At 35.6% G+C, this 20,032-nt stretch carries 13 protein-coding genes and 1 tRNA gene; 4 read left to right on the top strand and 10 right to left on the bottom strand.

The genetic code is table 11. The annotated features are described in order from the left end of the window. The first annotated feature begins 151 nt into the window (after window positions 1–151). Window positions 152–553 (top strand): SPOR domain-containing protein, encoded by a 402-nt coding sequence (locus KAOT1_RS18700; RefSeq protein WP_007096463.1) that lies wholly within the window; start codon window positions 152–154, stop codon window positions 551–553. An 83-nt stretch (window positions 554–636) separates the two neighbouring features. Here KAOT1_RS18700 and infB read toward each other — a convergent pair whose 3' ends face one another. The 3 genes from infB to rimP are packed head-to-tail and all read right to left on the bottom strand — an operon-like array spanning window position 637 to window position 5,210. Continuing rightward, entirely contained in the window at window positions 637–3,453 is a 2,817-nt protein-coding gene (gene infB, locus KAOT1_RS18695; RefSeq protein WP_007096462.1) for a translation initiation factor IF-2, read from the bottom strand. 47 nt (window positions 3,454–3,500) lie between these two features. Beyond that, entirely contained in the window at window positions 3,501–4,733 is a 1,233-nt protein-coding gene (gene nusA / locus KAOT1_RS18690; protein WP_007096461.1) for a transcription termination factor NusA, read from the bottom strand. A gap of 9 nt (window positions 4,734–4,742) precedes the next feature. Continuing rightward, window positions 4,743–5,210, bottom strand: coding sequence for a ribosome assembly cofactor RimP (rimP, locus tag KAOT1_RS18685; protein ID WP_007096460.1), 468 nt, complete (start codon window positions 5,208–5,210; stop codon window positions 4,743–4,745). Between the two features lie 155 nt (window positions 5,211–5,365). Between rimP and KAOT1_RS18680 the strand changes: the two genes are divergently transcribed. Beyond that, a complete protein-coding gene (locus KAOT1_RS18680) occupies window positions 5,366–6,190 on the top strand; it encodes a universal stress protein (protein ID WP_007096459.1) in 825 nt (274 codons plus the stop codon). A gap of 86 nt (window positions 6,191–6,276) precedes the next feature. On the opposite strand, the gene KAOT1_RS18675 is transcribed toward KAOT1_RS18680, so the two are convergent. The 4 genes from KAOT1_RS18675 to KAOT1_RS18660 form a co-directional block, all read right to left on the bottom strand. Next, window positions 6,277–7,677: a TolC family protein gene (locus KAOT1_RS18675; protein ID WP_007096458.1), complete on the bottom strand. Its 1,401-nt coding sequence runs from the start codon at window positions 7,675–7,677 to the stop codon at window positions 6,277–6,279. 2 nt (window positions 7,678–7,679) lie between these two features. Next, the gene (locus KAOT1_RS18670; RefSeq protein WP_007096457.1) at window positions 7,680–9,041 is read right to left on the bottom strand and encodes an HlyD family secretion protein; all 1,362 of its coding nucleotides are present in this window, start codon (window positions 9,039–9,041) and stop codon (window positions 7,680–7,682) included. Then, entirely contained in the window at window positions 9,035–10,705 is a 1,671-nt protein-coding gene (locus KAOT1_RS18665; RefSeq protein WP_007096456.1) for a peptidase domain-containing ABC transporter, read from the bottom strand. The genes KAOT1_RS18670 and KAOT1_RS18665 overlap by 7 nt, the downstream gene beginning before the upstream one ends. Window positions 10,706–11,219: 514 nt before the next feature. Further along, window positions 11,220–11,292 (bottom strand) — tRNA-Gln (locus tag KAOT1_RS18660). Between the two features lie 159 nt (window positions 11,293–11,451). Between KAOT1_RS18660 and KAOT1_RS18655 the strand changes: the two genes are divergently transcribed. Both KAOT1_RS18655 and KAOT1_RS18650 read left to right on the top strand, forming a co-directional pair. Further along, complete coding sequence (locus KAOT1_RS18655; RefSeq protein WP_007096454.1) at window positions 11,452–14,733, top strand: glycosyltransferase family 117 protein; 3,282 nt, start codon at window positions 11,452–11,454, stop codon at window positions 14,731–14,733. Between the two features lie 4 nt (window positions 14,734–14,737). Further along, complete coding sequence (locus KAOT1_RS18650) at window positions 14,738–15,391, top strand: polysaccharide deacetylase family protein (protein ID WP_007096453.1); 654 nt, start codon at window positions 14,738–14,740, stop codon at window positions 15,389–15,391. Here the strand turns inward: KAOT1_RS18650 and KAOT1_RS18645 are convergent. The 3 genes from KAOT1_RS18645 to cphA all read right to left on the bottom strand — a co-directional run bounded on the left by KAOT1_RS18645 (window position 15,388) and on the right by cphA (window position 20,005). Next, window positions 15,388–15,684, bottom strand: coding sequence for a thioredoxin family protein (locus KAOT1_RS18645; RefSeq protein WP_007096452.1), 297 nt, complete (start codon window positions 15,682–15,684; stop codon window positions 15,388–15,390). The two genes, KAOT1_RS18650 and KAOT1_RS18645, sit on opposite strands and share 4 nt — an antisense overlap. Before the next feature lie 88 nt (window positions 15,685–15,772). Continuing rightward, a complete protein-coding gene (locus KAOT1_RS18640; RefSeq protein ID WP_007096451.1) occupies window positions 15,773–17,071 on the bottom strand; it encodes a metallophosphoesterase in 1,299 nt (432 codons plus the stop codon). A gap of 279 nt (window positions 17,072–17,350) precedes the next feature. Continuing rightward, entirely contained in the window at window positions 17,351–20,005 is a 2,655-nt protein-coding gene (gene cphA, locus KAOT1_RS18635) for a cyanophycin synthetase (protein ID WP_007096450.1), read from the bottom strand. Window positions 20,006–20,032: the final 27 nt, after the last annotated feature.

The raw sequence follows: 20,032 nt of genomic DNA, 5'->3' as shown, positions 1-20,032 counted from the left end.
TGCTTGTTCCAAATTTGAGCAAAAATACAAATAGCGTTTAATTTGAGAAATGTTAGTGAACTGTTAATTTGTAATTTATAGTAATTCTAAATAACATTTGTACTCTAAAGTTCGTTAGTATATTTTACATTTGTATAAAATTGTATTCATTATGAGATTTTTAGCTTTAGAAAAGATTGCTATTTTAGCTTTAACAGCTTTTTTTTATTCGGGAGTTGCAACAGCACAACAAGGAGAAATTAACATCTCCAAAGACCCGAAAATTGATAAATTACTTACATATCAGAAAGAAATTAACCAAGAAACGGATAACGACACGCGTTTGAAGATTCAAATCTTCAATGGAAAACTCCGAAATGCTCAAAAAGTGAAGTCTAGATTTGAAGCAAAGTACTATGATATTCCTGCCAATATTAAATTTGAAACTCCAAATTATAAAGTTTGGGTAGGAAATTTTAGAACGAGTTTGGAGGCTGAACGTTATTTAGTAGAAGTACAAAAGACTTTTCCAAACGCTTTTGTTTTTACACCTCCAAAGAAGAAGAAAAAGTAACGATTATTGAATTGATTTAATAATCGTATATCATAAAAAAAGGATCGCAATTGCGATCCTTTTTTGTACATATTTTAGAAAGTTTATTTCAACTTTTTCTTTACTGCAATTTCTTGGAAAGCCTCTACAATGTCACCTTCTTTGATGTCGTTGTAGTTTTTGATTTGCAATCCACAGTCATACCCTTTACTTACTTCTTTTACGTCATCTTTGAAACGTTTTAACGAAGCCAATTCACCAGTAAATATTACAACTCCATCACGAATTAATCTGATGTTAGAGTTTCTAAATATTTTACCATCTGTCACCATACATCCTGCAATTGTACCCACTTTAGAGATTTTGAATGTTTCTCTAATTTCAGCGTTTCCAGTAATTTCTTCTTTCATTTCTGGTGATAGCAATCCTTCCATAGCATCTTTTACATCATTGATAGCATCATAGATGATTGAATACGTACGGATATCGATTTCTTCTTTATCAGCTACCATTCTTGCGTTTCCTGCTGGTCTTACATTAAATCCGATGATAATCGCATCTGACGCACTTGCTAACAACACATCACTTTCTGTGATAGCACCAACCGCTTTGTGAATGATTTTTACTTCAATTTCTTCCGTTGATAGTTTTTGGAATGAATCTGTTAAGGCTTCAACCGAACCATCCACATCACCTTTAAGAATGATATTAAGCTCTTTAAAGTCTCCAATTTTGATTCTTCTACCAATATCACCAAGCGTAGTTCTACGTTGCGTTCTTACAGATTGTTCACGTAGCAATTGTGTACGTTTTGCGGCAATTTGCTTCGCATCTTTTTCATCTTCAAAGACATTGAATTTATCACCTGCTTGTGGCGCTCCATCTAAACCAAGTATTGATACTGGTGTTGAAGGATTGGCAGTTTTTACTTTTTTACCACGCTCATCGTACATCGCTTTGATTTTACCACTGTGCTTTCCAGCCAATAAGTAATCTCCAATTTTTAAGGTACCATTTTGCACAAGAATTGTTGATACATAACCACGACCTTTGTCAAGGAATGCTTCTACTACAGTTCCCACGGCATTTTTATCTGGGTTTGCTTTTAGTTCTAATAATTCTGCTTCAAGCAATACTTTTTCTAACAATTCACCAACACCCAATCCAGTTTTTGCAGAGATATCATGCGATTGAATTTTTCCTCCCCAATCTTCTACCAACAAATTCATTGCTGCTAGTTTCTCTTTAATTTTGTCTGGATTTGCTGTTGGTCTATCAATTTTGTTGATTGCAAAAACAATAGGAACTCCAGCGGCTTGCGCGTGACTGATTGCTTCTTTTGTTTGCGGCATTACATCATCATCTGCTGCGATTACAATAATTGCAATATCCGTTACTTGCGCACCACGAGCACGCATTGCTGTAAAGGCTTCGTGACCAGGCGTATCTAGAAATGTGATTCGCTGCCCATTTTCTAGCTGCACTCCGTATGCTCCGATGTGCTGTGTGATTCCTCCAGATTCACCTGCAATTACATTTTCTTTTCGAATGTAATCAAGCAATGATGTTTTACCGTGATCTACGTGTCCCATTACCGTCACAATTGGTGCTCTTGGAGATAGATCTTCTGGCGCATCTTCTTCTTCTTGGATTGCTTCTTCAATATCAGCAGCGACGAAATCAACTGTAAAGCCAAATTCTTCTGCTACTATTGATAGTGTATCTGCATCCAAACGCTGGTTCATGGTTACCATGATTCCCAACATCATACATTTTGAGATAATGTCATTGATTCCAACATCCATCATTGTAGCAAGTTCACCAACAGTTACGAATTCTGTTGCTTTTAATACTTTGCTTTCTGCTGCTTGTTGTTCTAAATCTTCTTCCGTTTTCTGCCTACGGATGTCACGCTTGTCTCTACGGTATTTAGCTCCTTTAGATTTGTTGCTTTTCCCTTGAAGTTTTTCAAGCGTTTCACGTACTTGTTTTTGTACTTCTTCGTCTGTTGGCTCTACTTTAGCAACAGGTGCTTTTCGCTGTCCACCTCTACGGTTTCCACCACGATTTCCTCCGCCTTTGTTTCCTCCAAATCTATTGTTTCCACCAGAACGGTTATTGTTTCCTGATCCGGTTTTTGAAATACGTTTACGTTTCTTTCTTTTATCTGCTTCCGATTCTTTTTTGGAATCTTCTTTTTTCTTTTTTGCCTTGTTAAATTTTGTCAAGTCAATTTTTTGACCTGTCATTTTAGGACCAGAAAGTTTTTGATATTTTGTTTCAATTACTTTTTTCTCTGGCTCAGATGGCGTTTCCGTTTTAGCTTCCTCTTTTGCAGGAGCTTTTTTTGCAGGCTTTTCTTTTTGTTCAACTTTCTGAACCTGTTTTGGTTTTGAGAAAGTTGGTCTGTTTGAAATTGTCTGCGTTTTTTGCGGTTTTGCTTCTTTTTTAGGAGCAGATTGTTTTGCTTCTTCTTTTTTAGCTTCTTGCTTAGACTCTTTTTGAACAGGAGCTTTTGGCGCTGTTTCAGCTTCTTTCTTTTCTGAAGACGATGTATCTTTTTGAGGGTTTAGATCTATTTTTCCAATCGTTTTCGGTTTAGAAAGGTTTGCTTTTGCGCGCACTACTTTTTCACGTTCTTCACGTAAACGCTGTGCTTCTTCTTGCTCTTTTGCAAGTTGTTCTCTTAGTGCTTCTTTCTCCTTCCTTTTCTCCTCTCCAAGTTCTTTGGAAGCTACTTTTTTACTCTTGTCGGTTTGAAAACCATCAAGTAGCACATTGTATATTTCTTTCGATATTTTGGTCGTAGGTCTTTTTTCCACAGAAAAACCTTTCTGCGTTAAGAAGTCGACAGCTCTATCGATCGAAATGTTTAGTTCGCGTAGTACTTTACTAAGCCTTATTTTGTTTTGTTCAGCCATAAGCTATTTTAAATTTTACCCTCTTTTTAAATAAAAAACTGCTTTTGTTAATCTTCGAATTCTTCTTTTAGAATTCGTATTACTTCCCCAACAGTTTCTTCCTCTAAATCCGTTTGTTTTACGAGGAAGTCCAATTCTTGATCTAGCACACTTTTTGCGGTATCTAAACCAATTTTCTTAAATTCTTCTATTACCCAAGCTTCAATTTCATCAGAGAATTCTGTTAATTCAACATCTTCTTCAACACCTTCACGATATACATCAATTTCATATCCTGTAAGTTGTCCTGCTAATCGAATGTTGAATCCACCTTTACCGATTGCTTTTGATACTTCTTCTGGTTTTAAGAATACTTCTACACGTTTCGCTTCTTCATCAATTTTAAGCGAACTTACTCTTGCAGGACTTAAGGCACGTGTAATGTATAGTTGTAAGTTTGTTGTGTAATTAATTACATCTATATTTTCGTTCCCTAATTCTCTTACAATTCCGTGAATACGAGAACCTTTCATTCCCACACATGCACCCACAGGGTCAATTCTATCATCGTAAGAATCAACTGCTACTTTTGCTTTTTCACCTGGAATTCTTACTACTTTTTTAACCGTGATAAGTCCGTCAAAAACTTCTGGAATTTCTTGTTCAAATAGTTTTTCCAAGAATTCTGGTGCCGTTCTCGACATGACGATCATAGGTTTATTTCCTTTTAAATCTACTCTGTCAATAATTCCTCTTACATTTTCACCTTTGCGGAAAAAATCTGATGGAATTTGGTTTTCTTTTGGCAACACGATTTCATTTCCTTCATCATCTAAGAGTATTACTGCTCTGTGTCTGATATGATGAACTTCTGCCGTGTAAATGTCACCTACTAAATCTTTAAATTGTTTGTAGATGGTTGTATTATCGTGTTCGTGTATTTTTGAAATTAAGTTTTGACGCAAGGCTAAGATTGCTCTCCTTCCTAGGTCGATTAATTTTACTTCTTCAGATACATCTTCTCCAACTTCAAAATCTGGCTCAATTTTTCGAGCGTCTGTTAACTCAATTTCTTGATTTGGGTCTTCTACTTCTCCATCAGCTACTACGATTCTATTTCTCCAAATTTCCAAATCTCCTTTGTCGGGATTTATAATGATGTCAAAATTATCATCTGATCCAAATTTCTTTTTTAATGCATTTCTAAAAACATCTTCTAATATCGCCATTAGCGTTACACGATCTATTAGCTTGTCGTCCTTAAATTCTGAAAACGACTCAATCAATGCTAGATTCTCCATGACATGTCTTTAATTAAATGTTACCATAACTTTTGCTTTTACAATATCTTTATAAGGTATTTCTTGTTCTTTTTGAACCGTTATTTTACCTTTTCCAATGGGTTTTGGCTCGCGCGCTTTCCATTGCAGTTTTACTTTTTCATCGTCAGCTTCTACCAAAGTACCTGTTACTTTTTGGTTATCTGCCATGATGATTTCTAATTTTCTACCCACATTTTTCTTGTACTGACGAATGTGTGTAATTCCTTCAGAGATTCCCGAAGATAATACTTCTAACGAAAAATCTTCTTCTTCTCGATCAAGGTTATGTTCTATATGACGACTCACTTTCATACAGTCATTTAACGTTACACCATTATCGCCATCAATCACAATTACAATCTTGTTTCCAGCTTGTATCTCTTTAGAAATCAGGAACAATGAAGATTCTTCTTCTAGTACTTCCTGCAATAATTTTGTAACTTTTTCTTTAAACATTTTTAGTATGAAAAGAGGGGACTTCTGTCCCCTCATTTGTATTCTTTTCGTCTTATAACGGTGCAAATATACACATTTTTTCTAATCTTAAAAACTATTCAACCAAAGGATTTTATTTGTAACTTTAGTTATTATACTAAAAACTTAATAGTTAGATGAAAAAAATTCTACTTCCAACCGATTTTTCAGAGCAAGCTGATTATGCACTGAAAGTTGCCGCTTCATTAGCCAGACAAAATAATGCAACCATTTATTTGATGCACATGCTCGAAATGCCTTCGCATCTTTTGTCGGGAGACACAAATTTAGATGTGCCCGAACAATTACTTTTTATGAAAATTGCCAATGAGCGTTTTGAGAAAACAATGCAGCAAGATTTTATGCAAGGAATTAATGTAGAAGTTACTGTGGAATCTCACAAAGCTTTTGATGGCATCACGATGGCAATTAGACAGTATGACATTGATTTGGTTGTGATGGGTTCTAGTGGTGTTTCTGGCATTAAAGAAATGTTTATCGGTTCAAATACTGAGAAGGTTGTTCGTACTGCAGATGCGCCTGTTTTGGTAATTAAGAATGATATTGAAAATTTTAATGTGAGCAATTTTGTGTTTGCTTCTGATTTTACCGACGATCAAAAATTGGTATTCGAACAAGCCGTAGATTTTGCAAATAGCTTTAACGCAAAGCTTCATTTGTTGTTTGTAAATACACCAAATCGTTTTGTGACTACTGCTGCTGCAGAAAAGAAAATGAATGATTTTATTGCGAGTTATGATGAACTTGGCGAACATGAAACACATATTTACAACGATGATACTATTGAACACGGAATTTTGAATTTTTCGCGCGCCATTGATGCCGATTTAATTGGAATGAGCACACATGGACGACAAGGTTTGGCGCATTTTTTTAATGGAAGCATTAGTGAAGATTTGGTAAATCATGCGTTGCGCCCTGTGATTACTTTTAAGATTTAAAGATTGAATGATTGAATAACTAAAAATATTATTAAAAAATCCCAATCTGTGACGATTGGGATTTTTACTTTTTCTTTTTCATTTTACTACAACAAATTCGCCATAATATTGAATAAACTTGCTTTGGTTTTGAAATATTTGTTTTCCAAATCAATGGCTTTTATTTTGTTTTCTATTAGCTTTGCTTCTCGCGAATTTACTAGAAACAACGAGCTTTCTCCTAAGAAAAATTTACGTTCTTCCGCTTGCAACATGACTTCATAGTCATTTACCAATTGTTCCGTAAGTTGATTTTGCAATATGTATGAATTTATTTCCTGTGTTACAGCGTCAATTTTGTTTTTGAGCGTGACGCGTGTGGTGGTTCGTTCAAATTCTAAGTCTTGTAGTTTGAGTTTCGCCAAGCGCAAATCTCCGCGTTCTTTTCGTAAGAATAACGGAAAACTGATGTTTAATCCTGCTTTATAGTTTTGCGTATTAAAGGTTCCTACTTCGTCTGGTGTTTGCGACAGAAAGTTGTATTGCAAGTCAATTTTTGGCAATAACATATTTTGTTTTAATCGCCTGTTGAGTTGTAAACTTTCATATTTGAGGTTGAGCGACTGAATTTTTGGATGCGCTTCTACATCAAAATCTTCACTATCAAACGCAGTTACATTCAAAATTTCGTCAATACGTTCAAACGTAGTTGTATCTGGCTGAATATTTTCTCTGAGTTCAACAGGCGTGTTGTTATTTAGCCATAAAAAATTAGAGAGTTCCAATGACGATTTTACATAGTTGATCCGCGCTTTTTCTAAGTCTAATTTTCTGGTGTTTAAGGTCAATCGCGCTTCAAGCGTATCAATTGCGGCTTTTTCACCTTCGCGAAAACTTCTTTTGATTCCGTCAAAACGCAATGCCGCATTCGACAAAAAGGATTCGTATACTTCTTTGTTTCTATAAGATTTTAACCATTTAAAATAGGTTATTGCGGCTTCGTACAGTATTTCATTGACCAATAGTTGCTGATCTACTTGCGCTTGTTGTGTGAATAGTTTGGCTTGTTTGAGCATTGCCATTCGTTCATTAATTAGTAAACCTCTTGCGAGCGAAACCGAAACTCCTGCGCTGTATAAGCCATCGGTTGGCACGGTTAACTCAGGATTTAAGAACTCACCTGTATTTTCTTCAAAATTTGCTTTGAATTCGACACCATACCACGTTGGAATTTTAAATGTCGCATTAAGTTTGTCGTAATATTCTGTGTTTTTGAATTTTTTACGATTGTAATCGACTTCCAATTTCGGGTCAAACGCACCACGAGCTTTTAGCAATTTGGCTTCACTTTCGTTGATAATCAAATTTGCCTGTTTCACGATAGGATGATACGTTTTTACATACCCAAGATATTCATCTAAAGACAATATAGAGTCCAACGGATTTTCTATTTGAGCCGTAACATTTCCACTGAAAAGAAATACAAGTAAAAGAAAGATGTATCTCATAGTTATTTCTTCTTAGCTGTTTTGTTTTTTGCGCTTGTTCCTTCTGGCTGATAGTAGTTTGGTGGAAAACTGTTGAGTTGTCTCCACAATTCAAACCAAATTGGCACATCGTCTAATAGCGCGATTGTTTTTGCTCCTGAACCCACTCGAATTGCCGTTGGCCAATCGTGATCGTTTTCGTCTGGGGCAAGTAATATTCTGTATTTTCCGTTTTCACTGATAAAGTTTTCAATTGCAACTACTTTGGCTCCATAAGTTCCGTAAGATACATTTGGCCAACCACTGAAAATGATTGCAGGCCAACCATCAAATTGTATACGGACTTTTTCGCCAATGTGAATTAATGGCAAATCAATTGGACGCACATAACTTTCTACTGCCAATTCATAACTTGCAGGCATGATTCCTACCAATTCTTCCCCTTCTTTAAAGGTTTCTCCAATTCCACCTTTTAAGGCTTTGTTGATAAAACCATCTTGCGGCGCTAGAATGTACTGCAAACCATTTCGGATTTTGTAATTGGTATATTGATTTTCTAATTTTGTCACTTGCGCTTCTGTATCAAACTGACTTGACTGCGCTGTAAACATATCACTCTGCGCTTTTGAAATTTTGTCTGCGTATGCCGCTTTTGTTTTAGATAATTCGATTTTTGCGTTGATAAGGTCGTTTTTGTTCGCCAAAAATTTATTTTCAAGTGAAATTAATTTTGCCTCCGTTTCTTGCAATTTTAAACGCTTTTCCTCTACATCTTTTACCGCTTTTAAACCTTCTTTTTGCAACGTTAACGTTCGGTCATACTGACGTTGCGCAATGTTTTTATTGATGCGAGCAGCTTCTACATCGATACTATCGCCTTTAATTTTCAGCTTTGCTTGCAAGAGTTTGTTTTGCGTTTGTTCTAGTTTTAAATCACGCTCACGTAACAAAGCGGAAACTTGTCTCTCCAAAGCACTAATTTTTCCTTTGTAAGCAACTACCGAAGAAGATTTCGCTTTGATTTGATCGCCTGTTCTTTCAACCAATTTATCGTCAAAGTATTCACTTTTTACTTCAGATATTTTTAAAATAGTGTCTCCTTTGCGTACTGAATCACCTTCACGAACATACCATTGCTCAATTCGCCCAGGAATTTGTGATTGAATTGTTTGCGGACGCTGATCTGGTCGCAAGGTTGTGACTTGTCCTTGTCCAGAAATATTTTGTGTCCAAGGAAGGAATAGCACAATAATTCCCACAATGGCAAAGGTTAACAAAAACTTATTGAGTTGCTTGTAATATTGTTTATTAAAGACAAGCTTACCAGATGCAAACTGCGTAAGTTTTACTTTTTTATTAAGCTGATTATTTGAAATATTTAGCATGCCTTTCTATCTTTAATTTCTCCTTTATCTAGTGTAATTATTCCGCCACAATTTGTTTTCCAACGTTCGTTGCTACTCACAACAATTAGTGCCCACGGATTTGATTTGTCTGTTATAAAGTCAATAATTCTATTACTTTCATCTTCATTAAATTGATCGAGTGGATCTTCTAGAATCAACACCTTTGGTTTTTTGATGATGGCTCTTGCCAATACTATTTTCTTGGAAATATTGTATGAAATTTGTTTTCCTTCAGGATTTAAAATGGTTCGCAAACCTTGTGGTTGTTCTTTAATGAATTGTGTTAAGCCTACTTTTTCAAGTGCCCAAAAAATTGTTTCATCAGAGATATTTTCGTTTCCAAATGCGAGATTTTCCCTGATTGTTCCTTCAAATGGTGTTTCTTCTGAAAGTGATAATCCTAAGTGTGTTCGGTAATAATTTAAATGTAAACTTTCTATTGAAAATTTATTGACATACACACTTCCTGAAGTTGGCGCATTTACTCCTGCGATCAATCGTAACAAACTCGATTTTCCAGAACCGCTTTCACCTTGAATTAAAATTCTGCTTTTGGGCGTGATTGTAAATGAAATATCTTTTAAGATTGGTTTTTCTCTGTTAGAAACTTCATACGAAACATTGTCTAACTCAATTTCCATTTCTTCTTCAAAATTTGGCGTTTCGCCTTCTTGCGGTTCCAAACCTTTGTCTACTACTTGCCCTAATTTTTCTATAGAAGTTAAAACGTCGTAGAACGATTCTAAACCTACAATTAATTTTTCAACCGAACCAATGACTAATAAGATAATGATTTCGGCAGCAACAAACTGTCCAATGTTCATTTCTTGATTTAGCACCAAAGCACCACCAATTAGTAGCAAAGAAGCAGTTACTAATACTTTAAATGAAATCATTTGAATGAATTGCATTACCAGAACACGGAAATGACTTTCACGAGCTTTGAGATATCCTTCTACCAATACATCATTTTTTTTGAGTGCGAGATTGGTATTTCCTGAAAGTTTGAAACTTACCATGGTTCTGGCAACTTCCTGAATCCAATGAGCTACTTTATATTTATTTTTCGACTCGTCTAAGCTGGTTTGCAAACCTCTCCTTGCGGTGTATTTGAATACGATAAAAATCAACGCAACTAGCAATACACCAAATATGATAAAAAACGGATGATAAAATGATAGTAGAATTAAAGCAAATAAAATTTGTAGCAATGCTGATGGCACGTCTATCAAAATTTTAGAAAGTCCTTTTTGAATGGTTAATGTATCAAAGAAGCGGTTTGCCAATTCTGGCGGATAGTAATTGTGTAATTCGTCCATTCTAATTTTTGGAAAACGATAACTCAATTCAAAAGAAGCTCGCATAAAAATACGCTGCTGAACCGTTTCTATAATTCGCAATTGCATTAGCTGTAAAGCTCCAGAAAAAATTACACCAAGTGTTACCAAAACGACCAATACAACCCATGAAGTAGACACCTGCGCGCCTTGTATAAGGTTGATAATAGACTGAATTCCCAACGGAAGCGACAATGCCACGATTCCTGCAAATATGGCATAATATAGAATCTGCAAAATATCTTTTTTCTCTAATTGAAGTAAGCCAACAAAACGTTGCCAAGGTGATAATTGAGTATTTGCCATTTTTTTTACATTAAAAACGTTCCTTTTTATATTTGTAAATATACTGCGAAACATTTAAGAATTCACTATTTCAATATTTACGAACGCAAAGATAATAGTATTACTATCAACATTGCATATAAACGTATTAATATTAACATTAAATTAATTTATAATATTGATATACAATTACTTATTTGTTAAAGAATTTTAGAAATTTTAACATTTTTATAAAGCACAATACCTTGAATGACAATAATTTCCATGATTTTAGTTTTAAAAAAAATATATAAAACTTAAAAAAATTTATGTTTTCCAGAAGAATTACGGCTTTAACCACTTAAAGAAAAATATTTTAAACGTAATTTATTGATGAAGATATTGGATAAAAAAGTTTTTTCTGCTTTTTAGAGAAGCTTTTCACTTTACCTATAGAAGTATATGACGATATATACTATAAGAACTTATCTCAGCGTTAACAATGTAAATTATTACAAACAAAAAATCCCGATTAAATGATCGGGATTTTGCTTTGTTGGCCTACTAGGGCTCGAACCTAGACTCTTCTGGACCAAAACCAGACGTGTTGCCAGTTACACCATAGGCCAATTGCTGTAATGCGGTTGCAAATTTAAAACAAAGTTTGAGAAGTCCAAATATTTTTTTCATTTATTTTCACAAAATGATTCTTAACGTTTTCCAAAAAAATACACTTCTTATGTGATAAATTCTTAAATTCGCCGTTAGTCTTAATTAAAAGGTATTACATGACTTCTTTGAACTTTAAAAAATGGAACACCATTTTAGGATGGGTAGTTTTTTTAATCGCATTAATCACTTTTAGCTTAACTGTTGAACCAACAGCAAGTTATTGGGATTGTGCTGAATATATTGCAACTTCTGCAAACCTTCAAGTTGGGCATCCGCCGGGAGCGCCTTTTTATCAAATGATGGGCGCCATTTTTGGCACATTTGCTTCCGGACCTGAACAAGTTGCATTGATGGTAAATTACTTGTCTGTTTTTTCGAGCGCTTTTACCATATTATTCATGTTTTGGTCGATTACCAATTTGGTTCGTAAGGTTGCTCTGAAAAAAATAAATACTTCAGATCCTAACAACGAAGATGTAAAATTCACACAAGGAAAAAAGATTGCTGTTTTAGGAAGTGGACTTGTAGGTTCATTAGCTTTTACGTTTTCAGATAGTTTTTGGTTTAGCGCCGTAGAAGCTGAAGTATACGCTATGGCAATTTGCTTGATGGCAGTATTATTCTGGTTGGTATTGCGTTGGGCAGACGAGATGCACAAACCAAGAGGAGACAAATGGCTTGTTTTAATTTCGTTAGTTATTGGACTTGCTTTTGGAGTTCACTTGATGGGATTATTGACAATACCTGCGTTGGGAATGATTTATTATTTTAAAAATTACGAGAAAACCACCATTCCAGGCTTCATCTTAGCAAACGTTATTTCTGTTGCAGTACTCATGTTTGTGTTTAAATTTATTCCGCCAACTACACTGAGTATCTTCTGGGAAATGGAAGTGTTTTTTGTAAATACGTTTGGATTGCCATTTAATTCAGGATATATCATTGCAGGCTTAACCTTTATTGCAGTATTTTACTTTGCGATCAATTATACAAGGAAAAAAAATTACCGCTTACTTAATACCATTACACTTTGTTTGGCGTTTATATTGGTCGGATTTTCTACTTGGTTTATGATTCCAATTCGTGCCAACTCTGATATTGTTGTAAATGAAAATCAACCTTCAAACGCTCATTTATTATTAGCATATTACAATTTAGAGCAATATCCTGAAACACATGTATTATACGGACCTATGTATACCGATATATATGGCGGATTGGACGAAAAGCAACCATATATTGATGACAAACCTAGATACGAGAAAAGTGAAGCATTAGATAAATATGTTATTGTAAACCAATGGAAAGGAGCAAAACAAAACTCCGATAGCCGACACAGAGGCTTTTTACCACGCATGTGGAGTTCCGAACACGCTGTAAACTACATGGAATATAGTGGTTTGTTGGATTTTGAGATTAAACCCGAATATCGTAGTGAGCCACAAATCGTAGAAATTATCAATGATTTCAAAAAACGAGCTGCCAACGGTGAAATTTATGCAGAAGATTTTGAAAAGTATCTAAAAAAGATTCGAGAATACATCAATGTAAAACCACCTACGTTTGGACAAAATCTACATTACCTACTCAACTATCAAATGGGCTATATGTATTGGCGCTATTTTATGTGGAATTTTGTTGGACGACAAGACGATATTCAAGGAAAACTTGACAATCACGGAAACTGGATAAGCGGAATTAAATTTATTGATGAAATTCATTTGGGCGCTTCTCAAGACAATCTTCCATCTGACGTTTTAGAAAACAAAGCAAGAAACACCTATTACTTTTTGCCTTTAATTTTAGGGATTATTGGGTTTGTATTTTTACTGCTGCGCGCGCCAAAACAATTTTGGGTATTGCTAGTATTCTTCCTGTTTACTGGACTTGCCTTAAAAATATTCTTAAGCGAACGACCTTTTGAACCAAGAGAACGTGACTATGCCTTAGTAGGTTCGTTTTACGTATTTGCTATCTGGATAGGTTATGGAGTCTACGCACTTTTTGATTCTTTAAAATCATATCTTGATGGAAAAATTGCCGCAGGAGCAGTTACTTTAGTCACACTATTAGCAGTTCCATTGTTAATGGCAAGTCAAAACTGGGACGATCACGACAGATCAAATCGATATACAGCACAATCTACTGCAAAAGCTTACTTAAACTCCATTCAGGAAGATGTTGGTTCTATCATATTTACTATTGGTGACAACGATTCTTTTGCTCTTTGGTATGCGCAAACTATCGAAAATTATAGAACTGACGTACGAACGATAAATACAAGTTTGCTTGGAACAGATTGGTATATCGATCAAATGAAAAAGAAAGCGTTTGACAGTGAAGCCGTTCCTTCAGAAATGACGCACGATCAATACAAACACGGAACCCGAAATTACCTACGTTACGAACGCCATCCTGCCATTGCAGATAGTACTGTTTGGGAATTAGATCGTTTTATGAAGTGGGTTTTAAGTGATAAAAAAGAAACTAAATACGGGTATTTAATTGATGAAGTATACGAAGTAGATGATACCAATATTCCTGATAGCCAACGAAATATTGTGTATTATCCTGTGACCAAAATCCGAGTTCCTGTCAACAAGGAAAATGCTAAGAAATATGTAAGTCCAGAAGACCACGATAAAATGGTCGATTATATTGACATAGAACTTCCAAAGACAGCGATTTATAAGAACAACCTAATGATGCTTGATATTTTAAACCAAAACGACTGGGAACGCCCAATTTACTTTACAGGTGGAAGTTTTGACAAAGCAGAATACATTTGGATGAAAGATTACCTTCAACTAGATGGTTTGGTGTATAAACTGATTCCTATAGAAACAAAATTGCCTAGCAATTACGATATGGGACGTGTAAATACAGACCTTATGTATGACAACGTGATGAAATGGGATTGGGGAAATTCTGGAAGTGATGATATTTACCACGATCCGCAAACACGTCGTCAGAGTATTTCATATCGTACCAACCTTGCAAAATTGGTGGAACAATTGGTAAAAGAAGGTAAAAATGATAAAGCAGAAGACATCATCGATCTTGCTTTGGAAAAAATGCCAATCAAACATTTTGGATATTACATCTTTACAGAGCCTTTTATTGATGGATATTTTAAAATTGGAAAAACGGAAAAAGCACTCGCAACCTACAATCAAGTAAAAGAGAAATATTTAGAATATCTCGATTATTATAAAGGCGTTCCACTTAGTGAACAGAGTAATGCACTTGAAGAAATTTACGGGTATTTAGAAAAATACAAGAGTCTTACCGAATTACTTGATGCCAACGGACAAAAGGAACTTTTTGAAAAAGAAGTTACCGTTTTTCAAGGATATGTTGAGCAATTCCAGCATCTTTTTGCAGGACTTGAAGAATAAACAAATGAAGTTTTATACTGTAAAAACTCCCAAAATAGTCACTTGGTTATTTCCAAAGCTACTTTGGGAGTTTTCAGTTTCTGAAAAGAAAATTTTTTTAACCTTTGATGATGGACCAATTCCCGAAGTCACACCTTGGGTTTTAGAGCAACTCGCAAATTACAACGCAAAAGCAACGTTTTTTTGTATTGGAAATAATGTGCGAAAACATCCAGATATTTACAACAGGTTGATTGTGGAAGGACACACGATTGGAAACCACACACAACATCATGTAAACGGCTGGAAAGTTGCTGCACCAAAGTACATTTCCAATACAATTGAAGCTACAAAAACCCTTGAAAAGACTGCGGAAGTTTCTTCAACAGCAGTGACAAAACTATTTCGTCCGCCATACGGGAAATTAACACCTCAACTTTCTAGAAAACTTAGAAAACTAGGCTATAAAATTGTCATGTGGAATGTATTGAGTGGCGATTTTGACACTAAATTAACTCCAGAAGAATGTCTTGATAATGTATTGAATGCTACGAAAGCAGGAAGTATTGTGGTATTTCACGATAGTTTGAAAGCATATGACAAACTACACTATGTGCTTCCAAAAGTATTGAAGCATTTTAGCGATTTAGGATATACGTTTGAGCGTATTACGTTTTAAGCGTGTTCAGAAATCAATCCGATCAATGTATTAGCATCTTGTTCTCCACTTTGTCTCCACACCATTTCTCCACCTTTATAAATCATTAAAGTAGGAAGTCCTTTTACACGTAAAGCTTCTGCTAATTCTTTATTTTTATCTACGTCAATCTTAATTACTTTGGCTCTGTCGCCAACCGCAGCAGCAACATCGCGTAACACCGCGTGCATTGCTTTAGATTGCTCGTTCCATTCTGTATAAAAATCTAACAAGATTGGAATATTTGCACTAATTAATTCACCAAATTTTGACATAAGCGAATGTTTTAATTTTTACTGAATTACTATTTTTTTAACTAAAAAATCTTTAATTCTCTACTACAAATGTACTATTTTCTTGCGATTATGCTACTTTCTGACGTTTTTTCAATGTTATCACTGTAATTTCTGGCCAAATTCCGACACGTCCTGGAAACGCCAAAACACCAAATCCGCGGTTTACATGCAAGTATTTTCCAGCTTCTTCATACAATCCTGCCCAACGCGGATATCTATATTTTACAGGGCTCCATTTAAAATTTAAAAACGGAATTTCAATCCCAAACTGCATTCCGTGCGTATGTCCAGACAAGGTAAGCTGAATCTTTTTTTCAAAATTGAGAATATTTGGTTCATCCGTAACTACCTCAGGATCTTTCTTTTCGTGTTCTCTAATTTCCATTTCCTTGTAATCAAAGTGAGAAGGATCATGCGATAATAAAATATTGAATTCTCCATCTACAACACCTTCCGTCGCTTTTCGTAAACTTCCTCGCTTTGGAAAATGACGTGAAGCTCCCCAATTTTCAACACCCAAAATATGTAGTTTTTCACCATTTCGTTCAAGCGTACGCTTTTCGTTCAACAATAAATCAAATCCAATGGCTTTGTGAACTTCTTCCATTTTTCGATGATTTTCATCAATTTCTTCTTGACTATTATATGCATAATAACCATAATCGTGATTTCCCAACACAGAATATGCTCCATCTCTGGCTTCAATTCGTTTAAATGTATCAATCCATGGATTCATTTCTTCTGCTACAGCATTGACTATATCTCCCGTAAAAAGCACCACATCACTTTTTTGCTCGTTAATCAAATCTACAGCATATTCAATCTTTTCTTTATTGTCAAAACTTCCTGAATGAATGTCTGAAATTTGCGTGAGCGTGTAGCCATCAAAAGCTTTAGGAAGGTCATCAAAATACATGGTGTGCTTTATAACTCTGTAGTCGTATCTTCCTTTAAAAATTCCATATAAAAATCCAGCAAATGGCACAGCGGCTATTCCTAATGCTAATTGACTTATAAATTTTCGTCTTGACGGAATGGCTTCTCCAACGGTCATTCCATTATGTTGAAAATAGTTGAATAACGACGCAAAAAAGCGTAAAATATCTTCTATAAATAAGATCGCAAAAATGAATAGTTTAGGCACTACAAACGTGAGCGCTAATGCAATCGCATATCCTGTAGACAAACTAAAACGACCTTCGCGCTGTGTGAGACTCATTTGGTAAAAAAAGATTCCGTACACAATAATCGTAACTAGCCAAAAACCTATGAGGATGAACTTGTTTGTTGTTAAGGCGCGTACAGAAAAGAAGGTATACAACTCTAAAATGAGCAATATCACAATTGGAATTAAAAATCGTAGCATTGATATAATTTTAACAAAAATACTTGTTATTTACGTATTGATTTGGCGTTTTACGGGAATTTTAACATTGAAGTGATTTAAACTTTTAGTTTTGAAGCGAAAATTTAAGATTTTTTGGGGAGATGAAGTCTTTTTTGAGTGGCATAGCTGTAGCTACGACAGGAAAAAAAGTCAAAATCAGCGCAAAACAAGATGAATTTACAGCCAGAAGAAAAAGTTTAAACCACTTCATTCCTAAAAAAAACTCCCGAAGGTTTTCGAGAGTTTTTAAATTTGTTGTTATGGTAAGTTCGGAATGTCGTCAGGTGTAAAATCATACAACTCATTCGATTCTTCTTCTTTTAGTTTTTTGACTAAATCTAGCGCATCTGGTACTACATCACTACATAGCACAATTAGAGTGCCTTTTTTTGCATTTTTTACTGCGTGTAGAATGGCTTTTTTTTCTGATGGAATAATGGTTGTTTTCTTGTTTGGATCGTGCATTTTTATTCCATCATCCAACATTTTAATCAATTCTTCTTCCGTTTTTCCGCGCAAGCGTTTGTCTTGACGAATGATTACTTCATCAAACATTTCTGCTGCCAATGCGCCCATTTCGTTGTTATCTTCCACTCGCCTATCGCCAATTCCTGCAATGATTCCAATTTTTTCAGTCGCGTTTAAATTGTCTACAAATTGTTTTAAAGCACGCATTCCTGCTGGATTGTGCGCGTAATCGACTAATATTTGGAAATTTTTAAACTTAAACAGATTTAAACGTCCTGGTGTTTGTGAAGCAGATGGAATAAAGGTTTCTAACGCAGCACGCATATCTTCTAAGGTAAATCCTTTTAAGTATGCAGTAATAACGGCTGGCAATACATTTTGAATCATAAATGTAGCTTTTCCACCAAAAGTTAACGGTACATTTACGGCTTTGATGACACGCATTTTCCATTCGCCTCTACATAAAGTTATATATCCATTTTCGTAGATGGCACAAATTCCACCACGTTTTTGCATGGCTTTGATGTGCGGATTGTTTTCATCGAGTGAAAATAACGCCACATTACATTCAACATTTTTACGCATTGCATACACCAATTCGTCATCTGCATTTAAAATTGCGGTGCCATCTGGCAATACCGTTTCTGGAATGACACCTTTTACTTTGGCTAATTGTTCTATGGTGTGAATTCCTTTGAGTCCTAAATGATCGGCAGCTACATTGGTTACGATTCCAATATCACAATTTTTAAATCCTAAACCTGCACGTAATAATCCGCCACGAGCACATTCTAACACAGCATAATTTACAGTTGGATCTCTCAGTACGAACTCTGCACTTGCTGGACCTGTACAATCGCCTGTCATTAACAATCTATTTTGAATGTACACACCATCACTTGTCGTGTAACCAACTCGGTAGCCTTTCATTTTCGCCATGTGCGCAATTAGACGCGTTGTTGTTGTTTTTCCATTCGTTCCTGTTACGGCAATGATTGGAATTCGTGACGTTGATCCTGGAGGAAATAATTTGTCTATTACAGGAGAAGCTACGTTTCTTGGCAATCCTTCTGTTGGCGCCAAGTGCATACGGAATCCTGGACCTGCATTTACTTCTAAAACAGCGCCGCCAGTTTCTGCAAGCGGCTTGCTTATGTCAGACGTCATTACATCAATTCCACAAATATCTAAATCAATGATTTTGGAGATACGTTCTGCCATAAATACATTGGCAGGATGCACGATATCTGTAACATCCTCGGCAGTTCCACCAGTACTTAGGTTTGCCGTGTCTTTTAACACCATTACTTCGTCTTTTTCTAAGACAGTTTCTAAGGTATATCCTTTGGCAGCAATTAAGGTTTGTGTTAAATCGTTTACCTTAATCATGGTTAAGACCTTTTCGTGTCCGTAACCTCTGCGTTCATCTTTGTTTACTTCATCGATCAACTCTTGAATGGTGGATGTTCCATCTCCAACAACATGAGCAGGTGTACGTTTTGCCGCAGCGACCAATTTATTATTAATGACAAGCAAACGGTAATCGTCTCCTGTAATGTATTTTTCTACAATCACTGATCGAGATACTTCTTGTGCCGCTTTAAAAGCAACCAAAGCTTCATCGTATGTATTGATATCAACTGTAATTCCACGTCCGTGATTTCCGTTGATCGGTTTTATCACCAAAGGAAAACCAACATAATCACACGCACCTTGCAGGCTTCTTTCTCTACGGATAATATCGCCACGTGGCACTTCAACCTCAGCTTGTTCTAATAAGTATTTTGTGTCTTCTTTATCGCAGGCAATTTCAACACCAATATTACTGGTTTCGCTGGTTACAGTTGCCTGAATGCGTTTTTGATTGGCGCCGTAACCTAATTGACAAAGTGAATATCTGTTCAGGCGAATCCATGGAATTCCTCTGCTTGCTGCTTCTTCTACGATAGAACCTGTACTTGGTCCAAGACGTTCTTCTTCACGAATTTCGCGCATATCCTGAATGTCACTAGCTAAATCGTATTCTTCCCCAGCAATTAAGGCTTCACAAATTCGCACCGCTGATTTTGCTGCATAACGACCTACTTTTTCTTCCATATAAGAGAATACCACATTGTACACACCTTCTTCTCCATAACCGCGTGTTCTACCAAAACCTGTGTCCATTCCCGCCAAGGTTTGTATTTCTAGTGCAATGTGCTCAATTACGTGTCCCATCCAAGTACCATCATCCACACGCATAAAAAAACCACCTTCACAACCTTCCGAACAACGATGTGAATACATGGAAGGAAACATGGCTTTTAACCGATCTCCGAAGCCATCGACTTTATTGGTAGGATATTCTTCCATTTCTTGAAGATCCAATACCATTACGATTAACTTATGTCTTCTTACAGACCAATAGTTTGGTCCGCGCATTGCGTTTATACTTCTTATTTCCATGTGTTGTTGGTTTGGTTAATTGAAAGA

It is taken from the genome of Kordia algicida OT-1 (genome assembly GCF_000154725.1).
GTDB classification, from domain to species: Bacteria; Bacteroidota; Bacteroidia; order Flavobacteriales; family Flavobacteriaceae; genus Kordia; species Kordia algicida.
This window is presented reverse-complemented; position numbering and strand designations above follow the sequence as displayed.